A 21099-nucleotide genomic window follows, 5' to 3' on the forward strand; every position below is an offset into this window, starting at 1 on the left:
CGGATCTGCTGCGGCGGCCGGCGGTCTGAGGCCGGCTCGGCACGGGGCTGCTCCAATACGTCCAATACAACGATGGATGACTATGGATACTGACGACGCCCGACGGCATCTGGGCGGGTCCGGCAACCTACCGCCCCTCCCCGAGACTCCCGAGGCGCCCGCGGGTTCGCGCGTTCTCGGGGTGGGTCTGGACCTCGTCCACATCCCCGGCCTCGCTCAGCAGCTGACTCAGCCCGGCACCGTCTTCGCAGAACGTGCCTTCACCGTCCGCGAGCGCCGTGAGGCGCGACGTCGCGCCGAGAGCACCCACTCGGCCGAGGTCGAGCATCTGGCCGCCCGCTGGGCCGCCAAGGAGGCATTCATCAAGGCCTGGTCGACGGGTGCCAATGCGCATGCGGGTCATGCTCTACCCCCGGCCCTGGCGCCCGATGACGTCGATTGGCGCGACATCGAGATCGTCACCGACCGCTGGGGGCGGCCCTCGCTGCGCTTCGCCGACGTGATTGCCGGCGCGCTCGGGATGAGTCTGGGGGAGGGGGCTCGACGATCCGGTCTGTGGCCGGTCTCCCTCACTCACGACGCCACCTGGGCGGCTGCCGTCGTTCTGGCCCTCGCCGACTGAGAGTCGTGACCATTCTCTTCATGCCGGAGTGCCGGGGTGCCCGCCAGACCCGCGTGAGGACTCACTGTGATTGAGGAATCATTAAACGTAGCATTGACGCATGAAGAAGCTCATCAATGCCGCTGATGCCGTCGTCACGGAATCCCTGGCCGGCATGGCCGCGGCACATCCGAATGCGCTTCGAGTCAATATCGATCGGCGCATCGTCTACCGCGCTACTCCCAAGGAGGACGGCAAGGTCGCCATCGTCTCCGGAGGCGGCAGCGGGCACGAGCCCCTTCACGGCGGCTTCGTCGGCGCAGGCATGCTGGACGCTGCCTGCGCGGGCGAGATCTTCACCTCGCCCGTTCCCGACCAGATCGCTGCCGCCACCACCGCCGTCGATTGCGGGGCCGGCGTCCTCCACATCGTGAAGAATTACACCGGCGACGTCATGAATTTCGAGATGGCCGCCGAACTCATTGAAATGGACGCCGGTATCCCAGTTGTCGCTGTCGTCGTCGAGGATGACGTGGCTGTTGAGGATTCTCTCTACACCACCGGCCGTCGCGGCGTGGGTGTGACGGTCATCGTGGAGAAGGTGGCCGGGGCCGCCGCCGAGGAGGGAAGAAGCCTTGCCGAGGTCGCCGCCCTCGCCGAACGGGTTTGCCGGAATGGCCGCTCCATGGGGATGGCGCTGAACTCCTGCACTGTTCCCACTCACGGCCGCCCCTCCTTCGATCTGCCGGACGACGAGATGGAGATAGGCATCGGCATCCACGGCGAGCCCGGCCATCACCGTGAGAAGGCGGCTGCAGCTGGTGAGATCGCCGAGCGCCTCGTTGAGCCGATCCTCGCCGAACTGCCGCCCGGTGACGGAAGCGGTGTTATCGCTCTCCTCAACGGCATGGGCGCCAGTCCGCTCATTGAGCTCTATATCATGTACGCGGAAGTAGCCAGACTGCTCGAGTCCGCTGGCGTCGTCGTAGAGCGCAGCCTCGTCGGCAACTATGTGACCAGTCTCGATATGGCGGGCTGCTCCTTGACCCTCGTGCGCACCGACCAGGAGGTCCTGCGCCTGTGGGATGCCCCGGTGCGCACTCCCGGTCTGTGTTGGGGGGACTGAACGCGATGAACGCAGCAAGCGCGACGAACGCGACGAGCATGGCACCGGCTGAGCTGAATGCGGCAGACCTGGCGGCCTGGATCCGCCGCAGTAATGAGCTCGTGGCCGAACACGCCGACGAACTCACCCGGCTGGATTCCGCCATCGGCGACGCCGACCACGGTGTCAATATGAAGCGGGGCCTGGCGTCCGCCGTCGAGGTCCTGGACCCTGTCCCCGACTCCCCGGAGGTCGTCTTGAAGAAGGTCGCGATGACCCTCATTGCGAGGGTCGGCGGTGCGTCGGGTCCCTTGTACGGCACATTCTTCCTGCGCATGGCCGCCGTGTCCGCAGGCCGTCGTGGTCTCGATCTGGACGCCCTGGTGGCCGCGGTCGAGGCCGGCGTCGGCGGCATTGTGCAGCGAGGTCGGGCCGAGGCCGGAGACAAGACGATGCTCGACGCCTGGTTCCCGGCCCTCGATTCCCTGCGCTCGGGTGCTGATCTGCGAGCCGCGCTTCAGGCGGCGGCTGCGGCCGCCGATGCGGGCCGGGCGGCAACCGAATCGATGCGGGCCATGAAAGGGCGCGCCTCCTATCTCGGAGAGCGCTCCATCGGGCACATCGACCCCGGCGCCTCCTCGACCGCTCTTGTTGTTCGCGCTCTGGCCGATGTCGTCGATGGATGCGCCTCGTGACCGGCCTCGTCCTCGTCTCGCACTCTCTGGAGCTCGCGCAGGCGGCGCTCGGACTCGCCACCGGGCTCATCCCTGATCTGGATGTTCGTGTTGAGCTTGCCGCGGGACTGCCCGGGGGCGGACTGGGCACCGACACCACCGAGGTGGGGGCCGCCATTGAAAGGGCCGACGACGGTGAAGGCGTTCTCGTCCTGGCCGATCTCGGCAGCGGGATCATGAGTGCCGAGACGGCACTTGAACTGATTGATCCCAGTCTCGCCTCTCGGGTGCATCTGAGTTCGGCGCCGGTCGTGGAGGGCCTTATCGGCGCCTATGCGGCCGCCGGTGTCGGCAAAGCGCTTGATGCCGTTGTCATCGAGGCCGAAGCCTCCGTGGAGGCCAAGCGCATGCAGATGGCCCGCTAAGCAGGAGTCTCAGGATACTCGCCATCGTTCTCAGTACCGCCGGACGTGCAGGCCGGCCCGTATCCCCTATCCTGTATCCCCTGTGGCGAAGAAAAGCAGAAAGAACCGACCTCGGTTAGCATAGGACGAACGTCCCCTATTAGGAGAATTGACCAGAACCATGTCTCCTGCGACTTTCTCAGCCATCTCGATGATCGTTTATTTCGTCGGAATGGTTGTCATCGGCTGGTGGGCTTACGGCCGCAATGACTCGCTCGACGATTACATGCTGGCCGATCGCGGCTTGGGGCCGGCGGTGACGGCGCTGTCCGCCGGAGCCGCGGACATGTCTGGCTGGCTGCTCATGGGTTTGCCCGGAGCCCTGTACGCCGGCGGCTTGGTCGAGTCATGGATCGCCGTCGGCCTGACCGTGGGAGCCTGGCTCAACTGGCGCTTCGTGGCGCCGCGCCTGCGCACCTACACCGAGGTCGCCTCCAACTCGATCACCATCCCGAGTTTCCTCGACAATCGTCTCCATGATTCGCTGCATCTGCTGCGCTGGGCCAGTGGTGCGATCATCCTGGTGTTCTTCACCTTCTACGTCTCCTCCGGCATGGTCTCGGGCGGTACCTTCTTCGAGTCCTCCTTCGGCATGGACTATCGGCTGGGTCTGACGCTCGTCGCGGGCGTCACCGTCATGTACACGCTTGTGGGCGGATTCCTGGCCGTGTCCTACACGGACCTCGTCCAGGGCCTCATGATGGTGACGGCGCTCATCGCCGTCCCTGTCGTCGGTGTCATCCATCTCGGCGGCATCACTGCGACTGTTGATGCTGTCAGTGCGGTTGACTCGAACTACTGGGCAATGGTCGGATCGACAACCTCGATCATCGGCATTATCAGTTCGCTGGCCTGGGGCCTGGGGTATTTCGGACAGCCGCACATCATTGTGCGCTTCATGGCGATCCGTTCTCCGCGGGAGGCCGTCGCCGGGCGACGCATCGGCATCGGGTGGATGCTCTTCGCGGTCGCCGGAGCCGCTGCGACCGCCATTGTCGGCGTGGCCGTGTATCAGCGTGACAGCGGCCGCCTGGACAATCCCGAAGCCGTATTCATCACTCTGGGACAGCTTCTCTTCCACCCCTTGGTCGCGGGGTTCATGCTGGCCGCGATCCTGGCCGCCATCATGTCGACCGTCTCCAGCCAGCTCCTGGTGACCTCCTCCGCTCTCATTGAGGACCTCTACAAGCAGGTCGGCAACAGGGAGCTCTCGCAGGCCCGTCTGGTCATGTACTCCCGGTTCGCGGTTCTGGGCATCGCTGTCGTGGCAGCCGCCATGGCGTGGAATCCCAGTGACACGATTCTGGCCCTGGTGGCCTTCGCCTGGGCCGGTTTCGGCGCGTCCTTCGGTCCGACCGTCCTGCTGTGCCTCTACTGGCAACGTTTGACGGCCCTGGGCGCAGTCGCCGGTATGGTGACCGGGGCCGTTGTGGTCATGATCTGGGGCAATATAGATGGCGGCCCTGGCGGGCTCTTCGACCTGTACGAGCTCGCCCCGGGCTTCGCCGCCAACCTGCTCGTCGCCTGTGCCGTGTCCTATGCCGGCCGTCCCGACCCCAGGGTCAAGGCCGAGTTCGAGGCCGCGATCACCGCAGCCCGTTGAGTCCGGTGGACCGGACGGCCCCGGTGGACTTGGCGGGCGCACCCGGTGGACGGCCCATTGCCGTGTTTGTCGTGTTTACAGTGTTTGTCGTATATGCGCGTGCTTGTCGTGCATGCGGCAGTCGGCTAAAGTCACTGCCAGCAACGTGCTCCGGGGTCGGTGAAAATCCGAGCCGGCGGTAATAGTCCGCGACCCGGTTGTACCAGCCCGTCGGGTTGGCACAACCGGCTGAGCCGGTGGAATTCCGGCGCCGACGGTGAAAGTCCGGATGGGAGGATGCACGAGGCGCCCGGGCCGGGGGATTACCCGGACGGTTTCGGCTCGCACATGCGAGCTGTTATCGGTCCCCGAGTGCCGCGGCGCGAGCCGCTCGCCGACCGTCACCCCGGAGCCTTGCCCGGGGCGCCCGCTCCGGGCAACCGGAGAGGACCGCAGTGAGCACCGCCATCGCCGAACGCCCCGTGTCTGCGCTGCCCGAAAGCCCTGAAAGCACGGTCGAGAGCCGGAGCGGTGGAGCTGTACTGCTGCGCTCAGAGCGTTCCGCTGTCCGGCCTCCCCGAACTCGTCGGCTCCCTGGCCCCGCACTCTTACTGGGGGCGACGGTTCTGGCCCTCTGGTGGGCTGTGACCCGCGCAGGTCTCATACTCCCCGTCTTCCTGCCCGGTCCCTTTGATGTTGCTCGCCGCTTGTGGTTGGGAGTGAGCCGAGGCGGCCTGCTCGGCTATGCGCAGGTGACTCTGACCGAGGCCGTTCTGGGCTGCCTCGCTGCCGCGGCACTATCCCTTCCCCTGGCATGGGGCTTGTTCCATTGGCGCCCGTTCGCTCGCGCTGTCCTGCCTTACATCGCGGCCTCCCAGGCGGTTCCGGCCATCGCTGTCGCCCCGCTGCTGGTGGTGTGGATCGGCTACGGCACCGTGCCGACCGTCGTGCTGTGCGTCCTCATGGTCTTCTTCCCGATTACGGTGTCCGTCCTGCTCGGCCTGCGCAGCCTGGACACCGACATCATCGATGCCGCTCGGCTGGACGGCGCCCACGGCCCGTCCATGGTGGCGTATATGGAGCTGCCGCTGGCTCTGCCCGCCATCCTGTCCGGGTTGCGCACCGGTTTCACCTTGTCGGTGACCGGTGCGGTCATCGGGGAGATGACCATGGGCGGCAAGGGACTGGGCATGGTCTTGGCCTCTCAGCGCCAGAGCGTCGATACCGCCGGGCTGTTCTCCACCATCGCCGTTCTCTGCATCATGGCGACGAGCATCCACTGGTGCCTGCAGGAGCTCGAGCGCCGCAGTCGCGTCGTCGATTCTCTGCGCGGGCGTCGAGCGACCTGAGGGCGCGTCCCGACTGTCGTCCATCAGCAGTTCTCATCCTCCATCCACCCCTGACCGGAAAGACACATCATGAGCCTCCTGTCACGTCGGCACTTCCTGTCCACCGCTTCCGCCACTGCGCTGGCGGGCATCCTCACCGCATGCGGCTCCGGCACCGGCGCCCAGAAGGCGTCAGCCGACGCCGCTGGCGGCATGGTCATCGGACTGACCTACACGCCCAATATTCAATTCGCCCCCTTCTATCTGGCGCTGTCCAGCGGGCAGTACTCCTCGGGCGTCTCCCTGCGCCATCATGGCGACCAGGAGGGCCTGTTCGATGCCCTGCTGGCCGGTACGGAGCAGGTCGTGGTCGCCGGCGCGGACGAGGCGGTCGTTGCCGCCTCCAACGGGAACGGTCTGGTTGTCATCGGCGGCTTCTACCAGCGCTACCCCGGTTGCATCATTGTGCCCGAGGACTCCGACATCACTGACCTGGCGGCGCTCAAGGGCCGGATCATCGGCACGCCCGGTAAGACGGGGGAGACCTGGTACTCCGTCCTGGTGGCGCTGTCCACGGCCGGGCTCAGTCCGGACGACGTCGATGTCCAGGAGATCGGCTACACCCAGCAGGCCGCTCTCGCATCGGGCAAGGTCGACGCGGTCGCGGGGTTCTCCAACAACGACGCCGTGCAACTCGAGCAGAACGGGACGCCGGTGCGCATTCTGAACATAGGCGAGGACGTGCCGTTGCTGGGAGTCTCCTTGATCACCACGCCTGATGTCCTGGCGGCCCGCCGTGACGAGCTCACCGACGCCGTGACGGCATCGGTCACCGGCATGACAACGTTCGTTGAGGACCCGGACGCCGCCGTCGAGGCCACCAAGGAGTACGTGCCCGATCTGACCGACGCAACTCAGGCTGCGCATGCCCGCGAGGTGGCGGTGGCCACCGGGGAGCTCATCAAGGGGAAGGACGGCCAGGCCATCGGCTCAGTGAGGGTTGACGACTTTCCCCCCATGATCGACTTCCTGAAAGACCATGAGCTCATGGGCGAGCAGGTACCGCAGGCCTCTGACGTGTGCGTTCCCCTAGGGCAGTAGTTTCGACACGTCCATCTCTCAGCTCTCTCGGCCCGTTACAAACGGCAGGCCAGGAGCGAGGACACGAGGATGGCCCGGGCGCCCACCTCGTAGAGCTCGTCCATGATCCGATTCATGTCCGCACGCGGCACCATGGCGCGCACCGCCACCCAGTCGGGATTCTGCAGGGGTGAGACCGTCGGCGACTCGATTCCCGGGGTGAGCGCTGCCGCCTCCTGCAGCTTGTTCATGGGCACGTCGTAGTCCACCAGGACGTAGGAGCGGGCTCGCAGCACACCCTCCAGGCGTCGCACGAGTGTGGCCAGGCCGGGCGCATCCTGGTACTGCTCGGTCGTGATGAGGACGGCCTCGCTGGACAGGATCGGATCGCCGCAGGTCTCCAGTCCCGCGGCGCGCAGTGTCGTGCCGGTCTCGACAACGTCTGCGATCAGATCGGCGACTCCCAGTTGGACCGAGGACTCCACTGCTCCGTCCAAGTGAACGGTCTGCGCCTCCACGCCCTGGCCGGCGAGGTAGTCGCGCACGAGCACGTCGTAGGAAGTGGCCACACGACGACCCGCCACATCAGCCAGGGAGGACATCGTGCCCGCCGGAGCGGCGAAGCGGAAAGTTGAGCGGGCGAACCCCAGGGGCAAATGCTCTATGGCAGCCACACCGGAGTCAAGGAGCAGGTCGCGGCCGGTGATGCCGGCGTGGACGGTGCCCTGGCCCACATAGACGGCGATGTCTCGAGGGCGCAGGAAGAACAGCTCGACTCCGTTGGCCTCGTCGAGGAGAACGAGCTCGCGTCCAGTGCGGCGGGTGCGGTACCCGGCCTCGGTGAGCATGGTGATGGCGGGCTCGGACAGAGACCCCTTGTTGGGCACGGCGATGCGCAGCACGGTAATCCTTAGATCCTTAATCCTTGCAGGCGGTGACGATGTGGAGAGCAATCCGGCTCAGAGATATTAGAGATATCAGGGATATCAGGGATATCAGAGGTGCTTGTAGATGTCGGCGAGCGTGTAGCCCTTGGCGATCATCATGACCTGTGCGTGGTAGAGCAGTTGACTGAGCTCTTCGCAGGCCGCCTCATCGGACTCGTGCTCGCAGGCCATCCAGGACTCGGCGGCCTCCTCGACCAGCTTCTTGCCGATGAAATGGACGCCGCGATCCAGCTCGGCCACGGTCCCGGAGTCCGCGGGGCGAGCGGCCGCCTTGTCCTGAAGTTCGGCGAACAGGTCCTCAAAGGTCTTCATGCCGCCAAGGGTAGCGTCAGAGGCGATGGCGCGAAGTGCGCGTCTCATAGAGATCGTCGGCTACCTGTCCGGGGCGCTGCTCCTGCGCGCCTGCACGAGGCGAGCCGCATGTCGCCCGGCGGCAGCGGCCGCGAGGAAGGCTGCTGCGTCTTCGTGCAGGCCGCGGCCCATGGTGGACAGCCGTACTCCCGTGATCCGTTCGGACATCTCCAGTGCCTCGAGGAGACCGTCGATGCCCACCTCCACGTATTGGTGCCGGGCTCCCAGCGGTCGTGGGCTGCACAGCCGGCGCGCCTGGGCGGCGATCTGCTCGCCCAGGGCTCCCGGTAGTTGGGGGACGACGACATCGGCTGCGGCCAAGGCCACTTTTCCATAGGCCGTCAGTGAGTGGTGCGAGACGCCTTGATGGCGCGGCCGCGCATCGGCCTGCGAGATTCGCAGGCAGGCGACGGCCCTCCCGCCCAGAGCAGCCACCGCATTGACGGCATCACCGCAGGCCACACCGGAGAAGCCCCACGGGGTGTCGGTTCCCAGATTTCCGGGTCCTTGAATGAGAACAATGAGGTCGGCTCCGAGTACATGTCTGGCTGCGAGCAGCGCGTTGTGCACGGAAACGGCCTCGACGTCGCCGCCCCACGCCTGCCCTGCAGTCACCGTGCCGGCCAGCCGACCCGTCTCGCGCAGTGCTGCCGCGGTGCGCGAGTACGGCAGGGGCAGGGCGCCGCCGTCGGTCATGACGTAGACGGCGCGCATGTCCTCAGATGCGTCTGCTGCGCGAGTACCGGCGAGAATGGCCGGCAGGCTCGAGTGCAAGTCCGCGATGATCACCGGGGTCCCCTCGAGCATGAGCTCGCCGACGGGGGAGGAGAGCAGGCCGTGATGAATCGTGCCCTGCTCATCCACTCCGGTGACCATGACCTGGTCGGGCATGTAGCGGGCCTTGACGAGATGCCCCTCGTGGTTGGTGTCTGCGGGCAGGACGTCGAACCGGGCGCACACCATGGCGTGTCCGCCCGTGCCGAGAGTGCGGTCGAGGGCGGAGACCTCCAAACGCACCCGCTCACCGGGATCGGGAACCCCGGTGAGGGTTTCGTAGGCGACGGCGCGCAGCTCCGTGCCGGCCGGCAATGCGAAAGCGCCCGCCGGCGCCCCGGTCACGCGCACGTCCAACTCGGCGCACTGCCTGCCCGTCGGCCCCCACCTGCGCCTTGCTGCCAGAACCTCGCCATCGCGCCACATCATGGACGAACCGTACCGGTTGACGGTATTGCTGGTGGTGCGGACGGCCGTTGGGGTGAGTGACGAGCCCCCTGCGCGCCTACGCTGTGATCGTGACACGCGCACCCAGCCAGACGATTCCCGCCGAAGAGCGGCAGGTCAACCTGCTGCTGGCCCTGCGCAACACCGCCGCGGGCATGACGGCGGCGGAGGTGGTGTCCACCGTGAGCGGTTATGACTGGCGCGGAGGCGAGGCCGCTCGCCGCATGTTCGAAAGGGACAAGGGAGTTCTGCGCGATCTCGGCATTACGATCACTACTGCCGGCCAGGGCGAGGAGAGCCGCTATTCCATCGCCGAAGACGATTACGCCCTGCCCGACGTCACCCTGACCGCCCAGGAGGCGGCGGCCGTCGCCCTGGCGGCCTCCGCCTGGCGCTCGGGGGAGCTGACCGCCACCGCCCGGCACGCCCTGACCAAGATCCGTGCCGTTATCGACGATGACCCCCGTCAGGATGCCCTGGTGGACCTCACGGCCGATCTCGCCGGCGAGGAGATCTCGACTTTGTTGGCCACTGCCGTCGATGAGCGCCGCGTTGTGTCCTTCGACTACGCATCGGCCTCCTCCGGCACGACCCGCGCCCGCATCGTCGAGCCCCACCGGCTGCGGATGTCCGGGGGCGCCTGGTACCTCGACGCTCTGGATCGTAGTGCCGATGCCCTCCGCACATTCCGCTTGGCGCGGGTCGCAGGGGGAGTATCCCTGGTGTCCGGTCCCGACGCCTTCACGCCGCCCGAGTACGGCGAGCCCGATGCGCATGAGGCGGTCCTTGCCGTCGCCCCGGGCAGGGCTCTGCACCTGAGAAACCAGGCGCAGGCGATCACCGCGGGTGATGGCCCTCGCCGGGCTGGGCCCGAGGGATGGGACGTGCTCACTGTTCTCTACACCGACCGTTTCGCCTTCGCGGGCTCGCTGGCCGCGCTGGCCGATGCTGTGAAGGTCTTGGGACCGCAGCAGTTGCGCGGTGATGTCGTGGCTCACCTCACCGGGGCCGCAGCGCTCGATCCTCATGAAACAGAGGGGCGGTGACATGGCTCGACGCAGTTCTGTCGACCGGCTTGTCCGACTCCTGGCACTGCCCGCCTGGGTCGCCGACAACGACGGTGCGACCTTCCAGGAGGCCGCCGCTCACTTCGGCGTCACCCCTGAGGCCATCCGCCGCGATGTGGAGACCCTGTGGGTCTCAGGCCTGCCCGGGGGGATGCCGGGGGATCTTGTCGACTTCTCGGCCACCGCGTTCGAAGCAGAGCGTCTGAGCCTGACCGAGCCCCTGGGGCTGGATCTGCCGGTGCGGTTATCGCGCCAGGAGGCGATCGCTCTGCTCCTGTCCCTGCGCGTGCTTGGTCAGGCCCTCGCGGGAGACCCTGCTTCTTCAGCCGCTCTGCAGGGTGCGCAGGCGGCGCTCACCAGGGCCGTCAGTGGCGATGCATCTGGTACAGCAGCTGCAACGGCTGCCGCAGAGGTCCATGGCGGCACTGCGTCAGCCGCGCGATCGACGGATCCGATGGCTCCGGCAGCCACTAACTCCACCATGAGCTCTGACCCCCTGGTGCTCCGGACTGTGAGATGCGCCCTGGCCGAACAGCGGCGGCTGCGCCTCACCTACGTCTCAGCCACTGATTCCCGGTCGGTGCGGGAGGTTGATCCTCTCGGACTCACCACCGATGGTGCGCACCTGACTTTACGAGCCTGGTGCCTCAAGTCCCGAGGCGAACGTTCCTTCCGACTCGACCGTATTCTGGACATCGCCTGCATGGATGCTCCTGCGACCTCTCACCGCAGGCCGCGCCGACGCGGTGAGCCCGAGGCTCCGCAGCAGACGGCTGTTCTCACCCTGGCCCCCGGCGGTCGGTGGCTGATCGAGCAGTTGCGCTGTGAGCACGTCATCGAGCACCCCGACGGCGCCATGACGGTCACCGTGCGCGGCCGCGACCGCCCGTGGCTCGTCAGTCTGGTGCTGTCCGCGGGCAGGCACCTGGTCGCCGTCGAGCCGGTCGACCTGGCTCAGGAGGCGGCGGCCGCGGCGAAACGGGCACTAGCCCACTACCGGGGAGCGGCTGATCCGCTACCGGGGCCTGCCGCTTCACAGTGACCGCTGCGGAGCGATCGCGGAGCCAACGCCTCAGGCCCTCGTTCGGGGACGGGTCTGCCGGAGGTTAGACTCAGTCTGTATCGACACAAGCCCGCCTACCAGAGGAGTAGCGCCGTGAGAATTCAAGCCTGGCACATTATCGTCCTGGTCATCGTCATCGTGCTCGTCTTCGGCTCCAACCGACTTCCCGACATGGCCAAGAGCGTGGGGCAGTCCATGAAGGTCTTCAAGAAGGAGATCAAGGACCTGCGCGAGGATGATGAGGACAAGCAGTCCCCCGCTCAGATTCAGCAGCCCCAGGAGGGCACGTACTACACCCAGCCCACTCAGCCTGGCCAGAGCGCTGCGCAGAGCTCCGAGGGCTCAGCGCAGAAATGACTTTCACGCGCCCGAATCCGATGCTGCCGTATGAGACATACTCGGTCTATTCGGCCATATTCGGCCCTATTTCGAATAGATGCAAAGGAACGGGCGCGTGATCGAGGTGACGAGGATGACGGAGTGCATCCTCAGTTGTTCCGAGCGGTTCTGAAACCGGTTAAGGAGGCTCCGGTGCCCAAGCTCCCTAAGATCAAACGATCGAGGCGCAGGGACAACCCCGAGGCGCGCATGTCCATCGGGGACCACTTGCGCGAGCTGCGCAACCGGATCTTCATCTCGGCCCTGGGCGTCCTGGTCATGTCGGTCGTGGGATACATGATCTATGACTGGGCTTTCGCCCTCATCACACGCCCTATCGAGGCCGCCAACGCCAAGGGCGCCAATCTGACGCTGAACTTCGACACGATTCTGGCCTCCTTCGACATGAAGCTCACGGTCTCGATCTGGCTCGGCGTCCTGCTCTCCGCGCCCTTATGGATGTATGAGTTCTGGGCCTTCGTGGGGCCGGGAATGACACGCAGGGAGAAGGCATATACCTGGGCCTACGGCCTCGCCGGGCTCATCCTGTTCTCCTCCGGAGTCGCTCTGGGCATGTGGATCATGCCGCATGCGGTAGTTATTCTCACCGGCTTCATTCCCGACGGTCCTACGGCGGGAGTCATTGGGGCCAACCTGTACCTGTCATTCGTCATGCGACTCGTGCTGGTCTTCGGGATCGCCTTCCTCCTGCCCGAGCTGCTCGTGGCCCTCAACATGCTCGGGCTCATGAAGGGCAGAACCATGATCAAGGGCTGGCGCTGGGCCGTGGTGGGCATCTTCACCTTCATGGCCTTCGCCAACCCACTGCCTGATCCGTGGTCCATGATCTTCATGGCCCTGCCCATCACCGGCCTGTATTTCCTGGCCTGTTTCATCTCGATCAAGCATGACGATCGTGTGGAGAAGAGACGCGCCAAGCTCGATGCCGAGCTCGACGCCGCTCTGGCCAGACCCGCGGTCCCGACCTCCCAGTCCGCTGAGATGTCCAAGAGCGCCGACACGGCCTGAGCCGTTCGCCCCCCGGCTCGGTCTCCTCACCCCTAATCTGTCATTTCCGTTATTGCCGCCCCATCACCACTATGCGCATTGCCTTGGTCGCCAATCCGACGTCCGGACGGGGACGCCACGGAGGCGCTGCGCACGCCGCCATCACCGCGCTGCTCACCGCCGGGCATGATGTCATCGTCGTCCAGGGGTCCTCTTATGAGGAGTCACGTGCCAATGCCACGGCGCTTCTGGAGCACGACGGCGGCGTGGACGCTCTGGTTGTGGTCGGCGGGGACGGCACCGTCCACCTCGGCCTTGACGTCGTGGCCACCACGGATGTGCCGTTGGGCATTATCGCGGTGGGGACCGGCAATGACATCGCTCGTCATCTCCGCCTGCCCAGCCGCGACGTGGCCGCCGCCGCCAGGATCATCGACTCCGCTCTGCGCGGTGCAGGACGCATCGCTCGCCTGGACGCCATCCATGCTACCCGTCCCAATGGATCGCCCGTGCCCGATGAGCACACGTGGTCCTTGGCCGTCGTCTCCGCCGGGCTGGACGCCGCTGTCAATGCCCGTGCCAACACGCTGTCCTGGCCCTCGGGAGAGGGACGCTATCTGCGTGCAGTCCTGGGAGAATTGACCGGTCTTGCACCTTATGGCTATCGCCTCACCACCGATTCCGGAACCTGGGAGGGAGCGGCTCTGCTGGTCGCAGCCGCCAATACTCGTTACATCGGCGGCGGTATGGACTTGGCGCCCGATGCGGACGCCGCCGATGGTCTGCTCGACGTACTCCGACTGGAGCCGGTGAGACGAGTCAGACTCCTCGGCCTGCTGACACGGATCTTCTCCGGTTCGCATCTAGATGACCCTGCCGTCCATCTCGAGCGTTCTCGCGTTCTCACGATTGAGGCTTTACCTTCCAGGCCCGGGTTGCGCACGCCTCCGCACCCCATGGCGGACGGCGAAGCCATCGCCGGTCTGCCGCTGCGCCTGGAAGCGGTGCGCAATGTGGTCTCAGTACTGCTCCCGGGCTGAGAATCGAATCGTGAAGAGGTCGTCGGCCGAGCTGAGAGGCTGCGAGGCGCGGTCCCGGAGCCGGGCAGTGGCACCCGTAGGCTGATCTCATGAGCTCGCCCGCCGAACGCTATGCCGCTGCCCGACGCCGACAGGCCTCCTCCCGCAGTGAGCTCACCCGCTTCGCCGATTCCTACGACTTCCCGCTCGACGATTTCCAGGTGCGCGGGTGCGAAGCGCTCGAACGCGGCGAGGGCGTGCTGGTCGCCGCGCCCACGGGCGCGGGCAAGACCGTTGTCGGCGAATTCGCCATCCACCTGGCATTGGCCAAGGGTCTCAAGGCCTTCTACACCACCCCCATCAAGGCCCTGTCCAACCAGAAGTATCTCGATCTGCTGGCGCACTACGGCACGCAACAGGTCGGCCTGCTGACCGGGGACACTTCAGTCAACCCTCATGCGGACATCATCGTCATGACCACCGAGGTCCTGCGCAACATGCTCTACTCGGGTTCTCGTGATCTGGATCGCCTCGGTTTCGTGGTCATGGATGAGGTCCACTACCTCGCGGACCGATTTCGCGGTCCGGTATGGGAGGAGGTCATCATCCACCTGGCGCCGGAGGTGCAGGTGGTGTCCTTGTCAGCGACCGTCTCGAACGCCGAGGAGTTCGGCGACTGGCTCGGACAGGTGCGAGGCCGGACCGCCGTCGTCGTCTCCGAGCACCGGCCGGTGCCCCTGACCCAGCACATGATGGTCGGCCGACGTCTGCTCCGCCTTCACACCATGTCTTCGTCGCCCTTGTCGCCCTCATCGCGGGCAGCCGCCTCCGACGTCTCCGACAGCGGTGAGGCGAGTGAGACGGCGGCAGAACTTCCGCTCAATCCCGACCTGCTCAAGGCCCTGGCCAGGGCTCGTCGTGCGGCAGCCGGTGAGGCGGGCGCCTCCAAGTCCGGCAGGGGCTCGGTCGGTTCGCGAACTCGACCGTGGCGACGAGGCCGGAGTCGGCCCGACTACCCAGCGCGGCGCCGAGGCGATGGCGGTGCTCGCATGGCGCGCTTGCGCCCGCCGTCACGGGTCACCGTCATCACAGCACTCGAGCAGGCCGATCTCCTCCCGGCAATCGTATTCGTCTTCTCCCGTGCCGGCTGCCAGCAGGCTGTCGACCAGGCCGTGGATGCCGGAATCGATCTGACAACCGAGTCCGAAGCGGCTCGGATTTGCGAGGTCATTGAGCGGCACACGGCCGAGATTCCTACGAGAGACCTGGGAGTGCTGGGCTTCCGCAACTGGGTGCACGCCCTGGAGCGAGGCGTGGCCGCCCACCACGCCGGCCTCCTCCCCGTCTTCAAGGAGACCGTTGAGGAGCTGTTCAGCGCCGGACTGGTCAAGGTTGTCTACGCGACTGAGACCCTGGCGCTCGGCATCAACATGCCTGCACGTACTGTCGTCCTGGAATCCCTGCGCAAGTGGAACGGGTCGGCCCATGTGACTCTCAGCCCTGGGGAGTACACCCAGCTGACAGGACGAGCCGGGCGCCGCGGCATCGACATCGAGGGTCATGCCGTCGTCCTGGCAGCTGACGACATCGAACCGGCCTTCGTCTCCTCATTGGCGTCACGACGCACTTACCCGCTCGTCTCGGCCTTCCGCCCCACCTACAACATGGCCGTCAATCTGCTCGGACGCACCTCACGCGCTCGGGCCCGGGAGGTGCTGGAGTCCTCTTTCGCCCAGTACCAGGCCGATCGCAGCGTCGTCGAGCTCGCTGCTCAAGTTCGTAGGAAGCGCCGGAAGCTCTCTTCGCTGGAGGAGCGGATGACCTGTCATCTTGGTGATTTCCGCGAGTACGCGCGTCTGCGTCAGAGCATCGCCGACGCCGAGGCCGACCAGTCGCGACGCGGGCGCGCTGAACAGCGCGACGAGACTGTGCGGGCTATGAGCTCTTTGAACCGGGGCGATATCGTCATCCATCGCAAAGGCCGCCGTCACAAGCACGCCGTCGTCCTGGACCACGGCACAGATCGCACCGGCGCACCCATCCTGACGGTTCTGGGGGAGGACACCCGGGTTCTGACCCTGTCGCCGGACACCTCTCCCGAGGGCGTTGTCAGGGTCGGGTCTCTGAAGATCGCCTCCAGTGCGGACGTGCACAGACCTCGTGACCGCGAGCACTTGGCGGAGCGTCTTCTGGACGCCCTGCGGTCAGGAGATGTGGACCAGGCCCGGATCAAGCGTCGTCGTCGTCAAGGAGCTGACAGCGAGCAGACCGCCATGCATCTGGAGGAGCTGCGTCACCAGATGCGCGCGCATCCCTGCCATGCGTGCCCCGAACGGGAGGAGCATGCCCGTGTGGGACGCAAGTGGATGCGCGCATCCATTGATGTCGACCGTCTCCAGGCTCGAGTGGAGAACCGAACCGGCACCATCGCCCGTCTTTTCGACTCCGTGTGCGAGGTGCTTACCGAGTTGGGGTATCTCGAGCCCGTCGATCGCGGGCATCCCGAGCGTGAACTGCGGGTCACCGATGCCGGCCGGATGCTGGCGCGCATCTATGCCGAACGCGATCTGCTCATCTCCGAGTGCCTGCGGCATGGCCTATGGCAGGGGCTTGATCCTGCCGATCTGGCTGCCGCGGTATCGGCCTGCGTGTACGAGCCGCGACTGGCGACGCAATCGCTCGGATTGCCCATAGCGCCGGGCTCACGCCTAGGAGCGGTGCTGCGTGAGGAGATCCGCCTGTCGCGCTCGATCAACGACCTGGAGGCGCTGGCGCGGATCGAGTTCTCCAGCGGTGCGGAGCCCGCATTGGCGGGAGCAGTGCGGGCATGGGGCGAGGGCGCCGATCTGGCTGAGGTTCTGGAGGCCTGCGAGCTGACGGCGGGCGACTTCGTGCGTTGCTCCAAGCAGCTTCTCGACGTGCTCAGACAACTGGCCTGCCTCGTGCCTTCCGACAAGGCCGCCTCCGATCGACAGCGTGCGCTCGAGGCTCTGTCGGCCAATGCGGCTCGAGCGGGCCTGGATCTCAACAGGGGAGTGGTGGGCTGGTCCGCGATATGACCGGACCGGGCAGTTCTGCCCGTAGGCCGGCTGTTCGCGTGCCGAACGCTGCGGGTAGTCTCATTTCGGCCGGGCTTCCGCCCGGAGCCGCCTCACCACGACAGGACACCCCCGCCCCCATGTCAGGCTTCTTCGCTCTTCTCGATGACATTGCCACTCTCGCCAAGATGACGTTGTCGACCATTGATGACACGGCTTCCATGGCCGTCAAGGCCTCTGCGAAGGTTTCGGCCGCCACCGTGGACGATGTCGCGGCGACACCGCAGTACGTCACCGGCATCACTCCTGACCGAGAACTGCCCATCATCAAGAAGATCGCACTCGGATCCCTGCGCAACAAGCTCCTCATCATTCTGCCCATCGGGCTGCTGCTGACTGCGGTGGCGCCCGCCCTCCTGCCCGTTGCGCTTGTCATCGGCGGGGCATATCTGTGCTTCGAGGGCGGGGAGAAGCTCTTGGAGCGCTTCCTCCACCGCGGTCACGCCTCTGAGGAGGCAGACCCGGCAGACGAGGCCTCCATCATCAAGCGCGCCATCACCACTGATTTCGTCCTGTCTACAGAGATCATGCTGCTCGCCCTCGCCGAGGTGCAGGGGGAGTCGTCCACCAGACGCATCGTCGCCCTGGTCATGGTCGCTCTGCTCATCACCTTCGCCGTCTACGGACTGGTCGGAGTGCTCATCAAACTCGACGACGCGGGTGCGCACCTGGCCGACAAGGGACGTACAGGGATCTTGCAGTCGTTCGGACGCACCGTGGTGTCGATTGCTCCATCGGTCTTCGCAGGCATAGGGGTCATTGGCGTTGTGGCGATGCTGTGGGTGGGCGGGCACATCCTGGCCACTAATCTGGCGAAGGTCGGATTCAGTCCGCTGCACCACGCCATTGAGCGGGCCGAAGAGCTCAGCCACAATCCGGTGCTGTCGTGGATCACCGGCACCGCGATGTCGTGTCTTATCGGGACCGTGGTGGGGACGGTGCTGGCGCTGATGTGGCACGGCATCCAGATCGTGCATCGCCGTCATCGCGCGTGACGATCCGTGATGATCACAGGGCTTCCCCGATCTTCCCGGCACTCGCAGACGTCTCCTAACCTTCCATACGCTCTATGCTTCAGCCCGTGATGTCGCCCAAGCGCGCGAGCGCCAGATCATCGACGGATCGCTCCGTCACGAGTGATACGCCTGACCGCTTCCGGGTACCGCGCGGGTTGGTGCCTGTCATCGCCGTGCTCGCGGGGGGCCTGGCGGTTGCTGCCGCCTTTCCGCCGCTGGGCCTGTGGTGGACGGCCCCGTTAGGTCTCTCCTTGCTCATGGGTACTCTTCAGGGACGCGGCCCGTGGATGAGCGCCGGGTTGGGACTGGTTTTCGGGCTCGCCTTCTTCGCTCCGCTACTGCGCTTCATCGCCGTGGCCATGGGAAATCCGATCGGGTGGGTGGCGCTTGCGCTCTTCGAAGCCCTCTATATGGCGGTGCTGGGAATCTCGTGGAGCCTGGTCAGCCGCATGCCTGTTCTCACCGCCGATGGGCCTGGGGCGGGCCGTGCGGCGGGGCGAGTGGTCTCCTTCGCGGTGCTGTGGTGCGGCGTTGAGGAGCTGCGTTCGAGTTGGCCGTGGGGAGGCTTCCCCTTCGGACGACTTGCTTTCGCCATGGCCGACGCCCCGATGCTCTCCTTCGCCGCCTACGGCGGCTCTATCGGCCTGACGCTTGTCGTGGCGCTCATCGGCGCCTGCGTACTCGAGACCGTCTGTGCTCTGCGCGCCCGAGCGCTCATGCTAGCTCTGGCGACGACCGCCTGTGCGGGTCTCGCTGTAGCCGCGCCGCTCGTCCTGCCTGTCGACAGCGCTGCTGAGGACGGGACGCTGAGAGTGGGCGCCGTCCAGGGCAATGTCGCCAAGGACTTCGAGGACGCCTTCAACCGCGCTTTAGAGGTCACCGACAACCACGCCCAGGCCACCGATCGGCTCGCTGCCGACGTAGGAAGCGGAAACCTTGATGTCGTCATCTGGCCGGAGAATGCTGCAGATCTCGATCCGCGCACGCACCGATCATCCGCCACCCTCATCGATTCGGCCGCGCAGGCCGCAGGAGCCCCCATCATGGTGGGCGCCGTCCTGTTCGAGGGGGACGTGCGCTACAACGACATGGTGGTGTGGACGCCGGGGGAGGGGGCGGGCTCCTACTACCGCAAGCATCGTCCGGCGCCCTTCGCCGAATACGTTCCTCTGCGCAGTCTCATCAGAGGACTGACTACCCAGGTCGACCGTATCGGCACAGACATGGCTCCCGGAACCGGGCCCCAGACGCTCGCCATCCATGCCGCTTCCCAGAACCGTGATGTCACCCTGGCCATGGGCATCTGCTTCGAGGTCGCCTACGACGACACGCTGCGCAATGGCGTGCGGCAGGGAGGCGAGTTGATCGTCATCCCCACCAACAACGCGAGCTTCTTGTCCTCCTCCGAGGCTGCTCAGCAGCTCGCCCAGGGCAGGGTCCAAGCCGTCGTTCACGGCCGTAGCGTCGTGCAGGTCTCCACCGTGGGCATCACCGCGATCATCAACCCGAAGGGTGAGGTGGAACAGGAGACCCGGCCCTACACGCAGGCCAGTCTTGTGGCCGATGCCGGTCTGCGCACCTCCATGACGCCCGCGGACACCATGGGCAGTTGGCCGGGACATGTCCTGTGCGGGTGCGCGGCCATGCTGGTGATAGCCGGTATTGTGTCCAGCAGTGTGCGCCGTCTTGTCCCTGGTGTCGATCACCGCCGGCGCTAAGACCTTGTCCGCCATGATCGGAGAACAACTGTGAAGGCCCTCGTCGTCATTCCCACCTATAACGAGATCGACTCCTTGCCGGGGGCTCTCGACCGCGTGCGTGGTGGTGCGCCAGAGGCTCACATCCTGGTGGTCGATGACAACTCTCCCGATGGCACGGGTGATCTCGCGGATGCGCGGGCACAGACTGATGACCACATCCATGTTCTGCACCGTACGGAGAAGAACGGCCTAGGACCCGCCTACCTCGCGAGCTTCTCCTGGGGGCTCGCTTCCGGCTATGAGCTGATCTGCGAGATGGATGCTGACGGCTCCCACCGCGCTGAGGATCTTGCTCTACTGATTCAGCGCGCGGAGATGGCCGACGAGCCCGATCTCGTCATCGGCTCTCGCTGGGTCTCCGGCGGCGCCACCCAGGGCTGGGATGCCAAACGAGTAGCCCTGTCTCGTGGGGGCAACCTTTACATCAACGCCATGCTGGGGCTGCGGGTCAAAGATGCGACGGCCGGCTTCCGCGTCTATCGAGCCTCGATCCTGCGCCGCCTGGATCTGGGCAAGGTGGAGGCGCTGGGCTACGGCTTCCAGGTCAATATGACCAAACTCGTCTCCGATATCGGAGGGCGCATCGTCGAGATGCCGATCACTTTCCTAGAACGCGAGGCCGGCCAGTCCAAGCTATCCGGCGGGATCTTCACCGAGGAACTGAGCCTGGTGACGAAGTGGGGTCTGGCCAAGAGAGGCGGACAGTTGGCGGCGGCTGCGCAGAAACTGGGCGATCGAATCGGGCAGCCTCAGGCCGGTCGGCGCCGGCAGCGGTCTGCACAACGACGCTGACGCCCCCTGGTCCCACCCGCTGCAATATGGCCGAGGGTCGCGAGACCAGTAACTAGAAGCGTTCGCGGTAGATCTCACCGGAGCGCAGCATCTCGAGTCGCTCATCGAGGAGGACCTTGAGCTCATCGACCTCGCGGCGCTCAAGCAGCATGTCCCAATGGGTGCGAGGAGCTTTCTTCGGTTCCTCATTCTCGGGCTCTTCCTCGCCACGGAGGGCGGCCACCTGACCGCACTCCGGGCACTCCCAGGCCTGGGGAATCTCGGCCTCCAGGGACATGGGGATGATCACGACATGGGCGAGCGGGCACTCATAGCTGATCATCTGCCGTTCGGCGAACTCGACGCCATCCTCGGACTCCATCGATTTCGCTCCGATGGTCATGCCTCGCAGCGCACGATCTGCCATGCTGGTTGCCCCTCTCGTGGCTCAATACTCACTCGACTCACTGGTGCCGGAACACTACAGGCTCCGACGGCGCACCGGGCTCAACACCTACAGGGGTCCCGAACATTCCCGCGATCGGGAGCCGGTTCCGTGTACATCT

Annotated in this window: 20 protein-coding genes and 1 riboswitch; of the genes, 16 read left to right on the top strand and 4 right to left on the bottom strand. The window is 65.9% G+C overall.

The window, feature by feature from the left end; all coding sequences use genetic code 11:
• Window positions 1-82 precede the first annotated feature (82 nt).
• The 7 genes from acpS to W5W_RS0109675 all read left to right on the top strand — a co-directional run bounded on the left by acpS (window position 83) and on the right by W5W_RS0109675 (window position 6855).
• The gene (acpS, locus tag W5W_RS0109645; protein WP_017195253.1) at window positions 83-622 is read left to right on the top strand and encodes a holo-ACP synthase AcpS; all 540 of its coding nucleotides are present in this window, start codon (window positions 83-85) and stop codon (window positions 620-622) included.
• 100 nt (window positions 623-722) lie between these two features.
• Complete coding sequence (dhaK, locus tag W5W_RS0109650; RefSeq protein WP_017195254.1) at window positions 723-1727, top strand: dihydroxyacetone kinase subunit DhaK; 1005 nt, start codon at window positions 723-725, stop codon at window positions 1725-1727.
• Window positions 1728-1765: 38 nt separating this feature from the next.
• Window positions 1766-2401: a dihydroxyacetone kinase subunit DhaL gene (gene dhaL, locus W5W_RS0109655; protein ID WP_017195255.1), complete on the top strand. Its 636-nt coding sequence runs from the start codon at window positions 1766-1768 to the stop codon at window positions 2399-2401.
• Complete coding sequence (gene dhaM / locus W5W_RS0109660) at window positions 2389-2805, top strand: dihydroxyacetone kinase phosphoryl donor subunit DhaM (RefSeq protein WP_017195256.1); 417 nt, start codon at window positions 2389-2391, stop codon at window positions 2803-2805. Before dhaL ends, dhaM begins: the two co-directional genes overlap by 13 nt.
• 160 nt (window positions 2806-2965) lie before the next feature.
• Window positions 2966-4447 carry a sodium/proline symporter PutP gene (gene putP / locus W5W_RS0109665; protein ID WP_017195257.1) on the top strand — a complete coding sequence of 494 codons (1482 nt, stop codon included), beginning with the start codon at window positions 2966-2968 and terminating at the stop codon, window positions 4445-4447.
• A 142-nt stretch (window positions 4448-4589) separates the two neighbouring features.
• Window positions 4590-4732: riboswitch (FMN riboswitch) on the top strand.
• A 338-nt stretch (window positions 4733-5070) separates the two neighbouring features.
• On the top strand, window positions 5071-5775 hold the full coding sequence (locus W5W_RS0109670; RefSeq protein WP_338009604.1) for an ABC transporter permease: 705 nt from the start codon (window positions 5071-5073) through the stop codon (window positions 5773-5775).
• 69 nt (window positions 5776-5844) lie between these two features.
• Complete coding sequence (locus tag W5W_RS0109675; protein ID WP_017195259.1) at window positions 5845-6855, top strand: ABC transporter substrate-binding protein; 1011 nt, start codon at window positions 5845-5847, stop codon at window positions 6853-6855.
• 35 nt (window positions 6856-6890) lie between these two features.
• Here W5W_RS0109675 and hisG read toward each other — a convergent pair whose 3' ends face one another.
• The 3 genes from hisG to W5W_RS0109690 form a co-directional block, all read right to left on the bottom strand.
• On the bottom strand, window positions 6891-7736 hold the full coding sequence (gene hisG / locus W5W_RS0109680; RefSeq protein ID WP_017195260.1) for an ATP phosphoribosyltransferase: 846 nt from the start codon (window positions 7734-7736) through the stop codon (window positions 6891-6893).
• A 93-nt stretch (window positions 7737-7829) separates the two neighbouring features.
• A complete protein-coding gene (locus W5W_RS0109685; RefSeq protein WP_008732916.1) occupies window positions 7830-8093 on the bottom strand; it encodes a phosphoribosyl-ATP diphosphatase in 264 nt (87 codons plus the stop codon).
• Window positions 8094-8153: 60 nt separating this feature from the next.
• Window positions 8154-9335 carry a DUF3866 family protein gene (locus W5W_RS0109690; protein ID WP_029574233.1) on the bottom strand — a complete coding sequence of 394 codons (1182 nt, stop codon included), beginning with the start codon at window positions 9333-9335 and terminating at the stop codon, window positions 8154-8156.
• An 83-nt stretch (window positions 9336-9418) separates the two neighbouring features.
• Here W5W_RS0109690 and W5W_RS0109695 point away from each other — a divergent pair, with 83 nt between their 5' ends.
• The 9 genes from W5W_RS0109695 (at window position 9419) to W5W_RS14895 (ending at window position 20554) form a co-directional block, all read left to right on the top strand.
• Window positions 9419-10399 (top strand): helix-turn-helix transcriptional regulator, encoded by a 981-nt coding sequence (locus W5W_RS0109695; protein WP_017195263.1) that lies wholly within the window; start codon window positions 9419-9421, stop codon window positions 10397-10399.
• A 1-nt stretch (window position 10400) separates the two neighbouring features.
• A complete protein-coding gene (locus W5W_RS0109700; protein ID WP_017195264.1) occupies window positions 10401-11462 on the top strand; it encodes a helix-turn-helix transcriptional regulator in 1062 nt (353 codons plus the stop codon).
• Window positions 11463-11576: 114 nt separating this feature from the next.
• Window positions 11577-11840 carry a Sec-independent protein translocase subunit TatA gene (tatA, locus tag W5W_RS0109705; protein WP_017195265.1) on the top strand — a complete coding sequence of 88 codons (264 nt, stop codon included), beginning with the start codon at window positions 11577-11579 and terminating at the stop codon, window positions 11838-11840.
• 174 nt (window positions 11841-12014) lie between these two features.
• The gene (tatC, locus tag W5W_RS0109710) at window positions 12015-12890 is read left to right on the top strand and encodes a twin-arginine translocase subunit TatC (protein WP_017195266.1); all 876 of its coding nucleotides are present in this window, start codon (window positions 12015-12017) and stop codon (window positions 12888-12890) included.
• A 71-nt stretch (window positions 12891-12961) separates the two neighbouring features.
• The gene (locus W5W_RS0109715) at window positions 12962-13909 is read left to right on the top strand and encodes a diacylglycerol/lipid kinase family protein (protein ID WP_017195267.1); all 948 of its coding nucleotides are present in this window, start codon (window positions 12962-12964) and stop codon (window positions 13907-13909) included.
• A gap of 89 nt (window positions 13910-13998) precedes the next feature.
• Window positions 13999-16947: a DEAD/DEAH box helicase gene (locus W5W_RS0109720; protein ID WP_017195268.1), complete on the top strand. Its 2949-nt coding sequence runs from the start codon at window positions 13999-14001 to the stop codon at window positions 16945-16947.
• Window positions 16948-17066: 119 nt separating this feature from the next.
• A complete protein-coding gene (locus tag W5W_RS0109725; RefSeq protein WP_017195269.1) occupies window positions 17067-17981 on the top strand; it encodes a DUF808 domain-containing protein in 915 nt (304 codons plus the stop codon).
• A gap of 179 nt (window positions 17982-18160) precedes the next feature.
• On the top strand, window positions 18161-19720 hold the full coding sequence (gene lnt / locus W5W_RS0109730; RefSeq protein ID WP_029574236.1) for an apolipoprotein N-acyltransferase: 1560 nt from the start codon (window positions 18161-18163) through the stop codon (window positions 19718-19720).
• A gap of 30 nt (window positions 19721-19750) precedes the next feature.
• Window positions 19751-20554: a polyprenol monophosphomannose synthase gene (locus tag W5W_RS14895; RefSeq protein ID WP_017195271.1), complete on the top strand. Its 804-nt coding sequence runs from the start codon at window positions 19751-19753 to the stop codon at window positions 20552-20554.
• Between the two features lie 52 nt (window positions 20555-20606).
• Here W5W_RS14895 and W5W_RS0109740 read toward each other — a convergent pair whose 3' ends face one another.
• A complete protein-coding gene (locus W5W_RS0109740) occupies window positions 20607-20960 on the bottom strand; it encodes an RNA polymerase-binding protein RbpA (protein ID WP_017195272.1) in 354 nt (117 codons plus the stop codon).
• Window positions 20961-21099: the final 139 nt, after the last annotated feature.

The sequence above is a fragment of the Actinomyces massiliensis 4401292 genome (assembly GCF_000269805.1).
Lineage (GTDB): Bacteria > Actinomycetota > Actinomycetes > Actinomycetales > Actinomycetaceae > Actinomyces > Actinomyces massiliensis.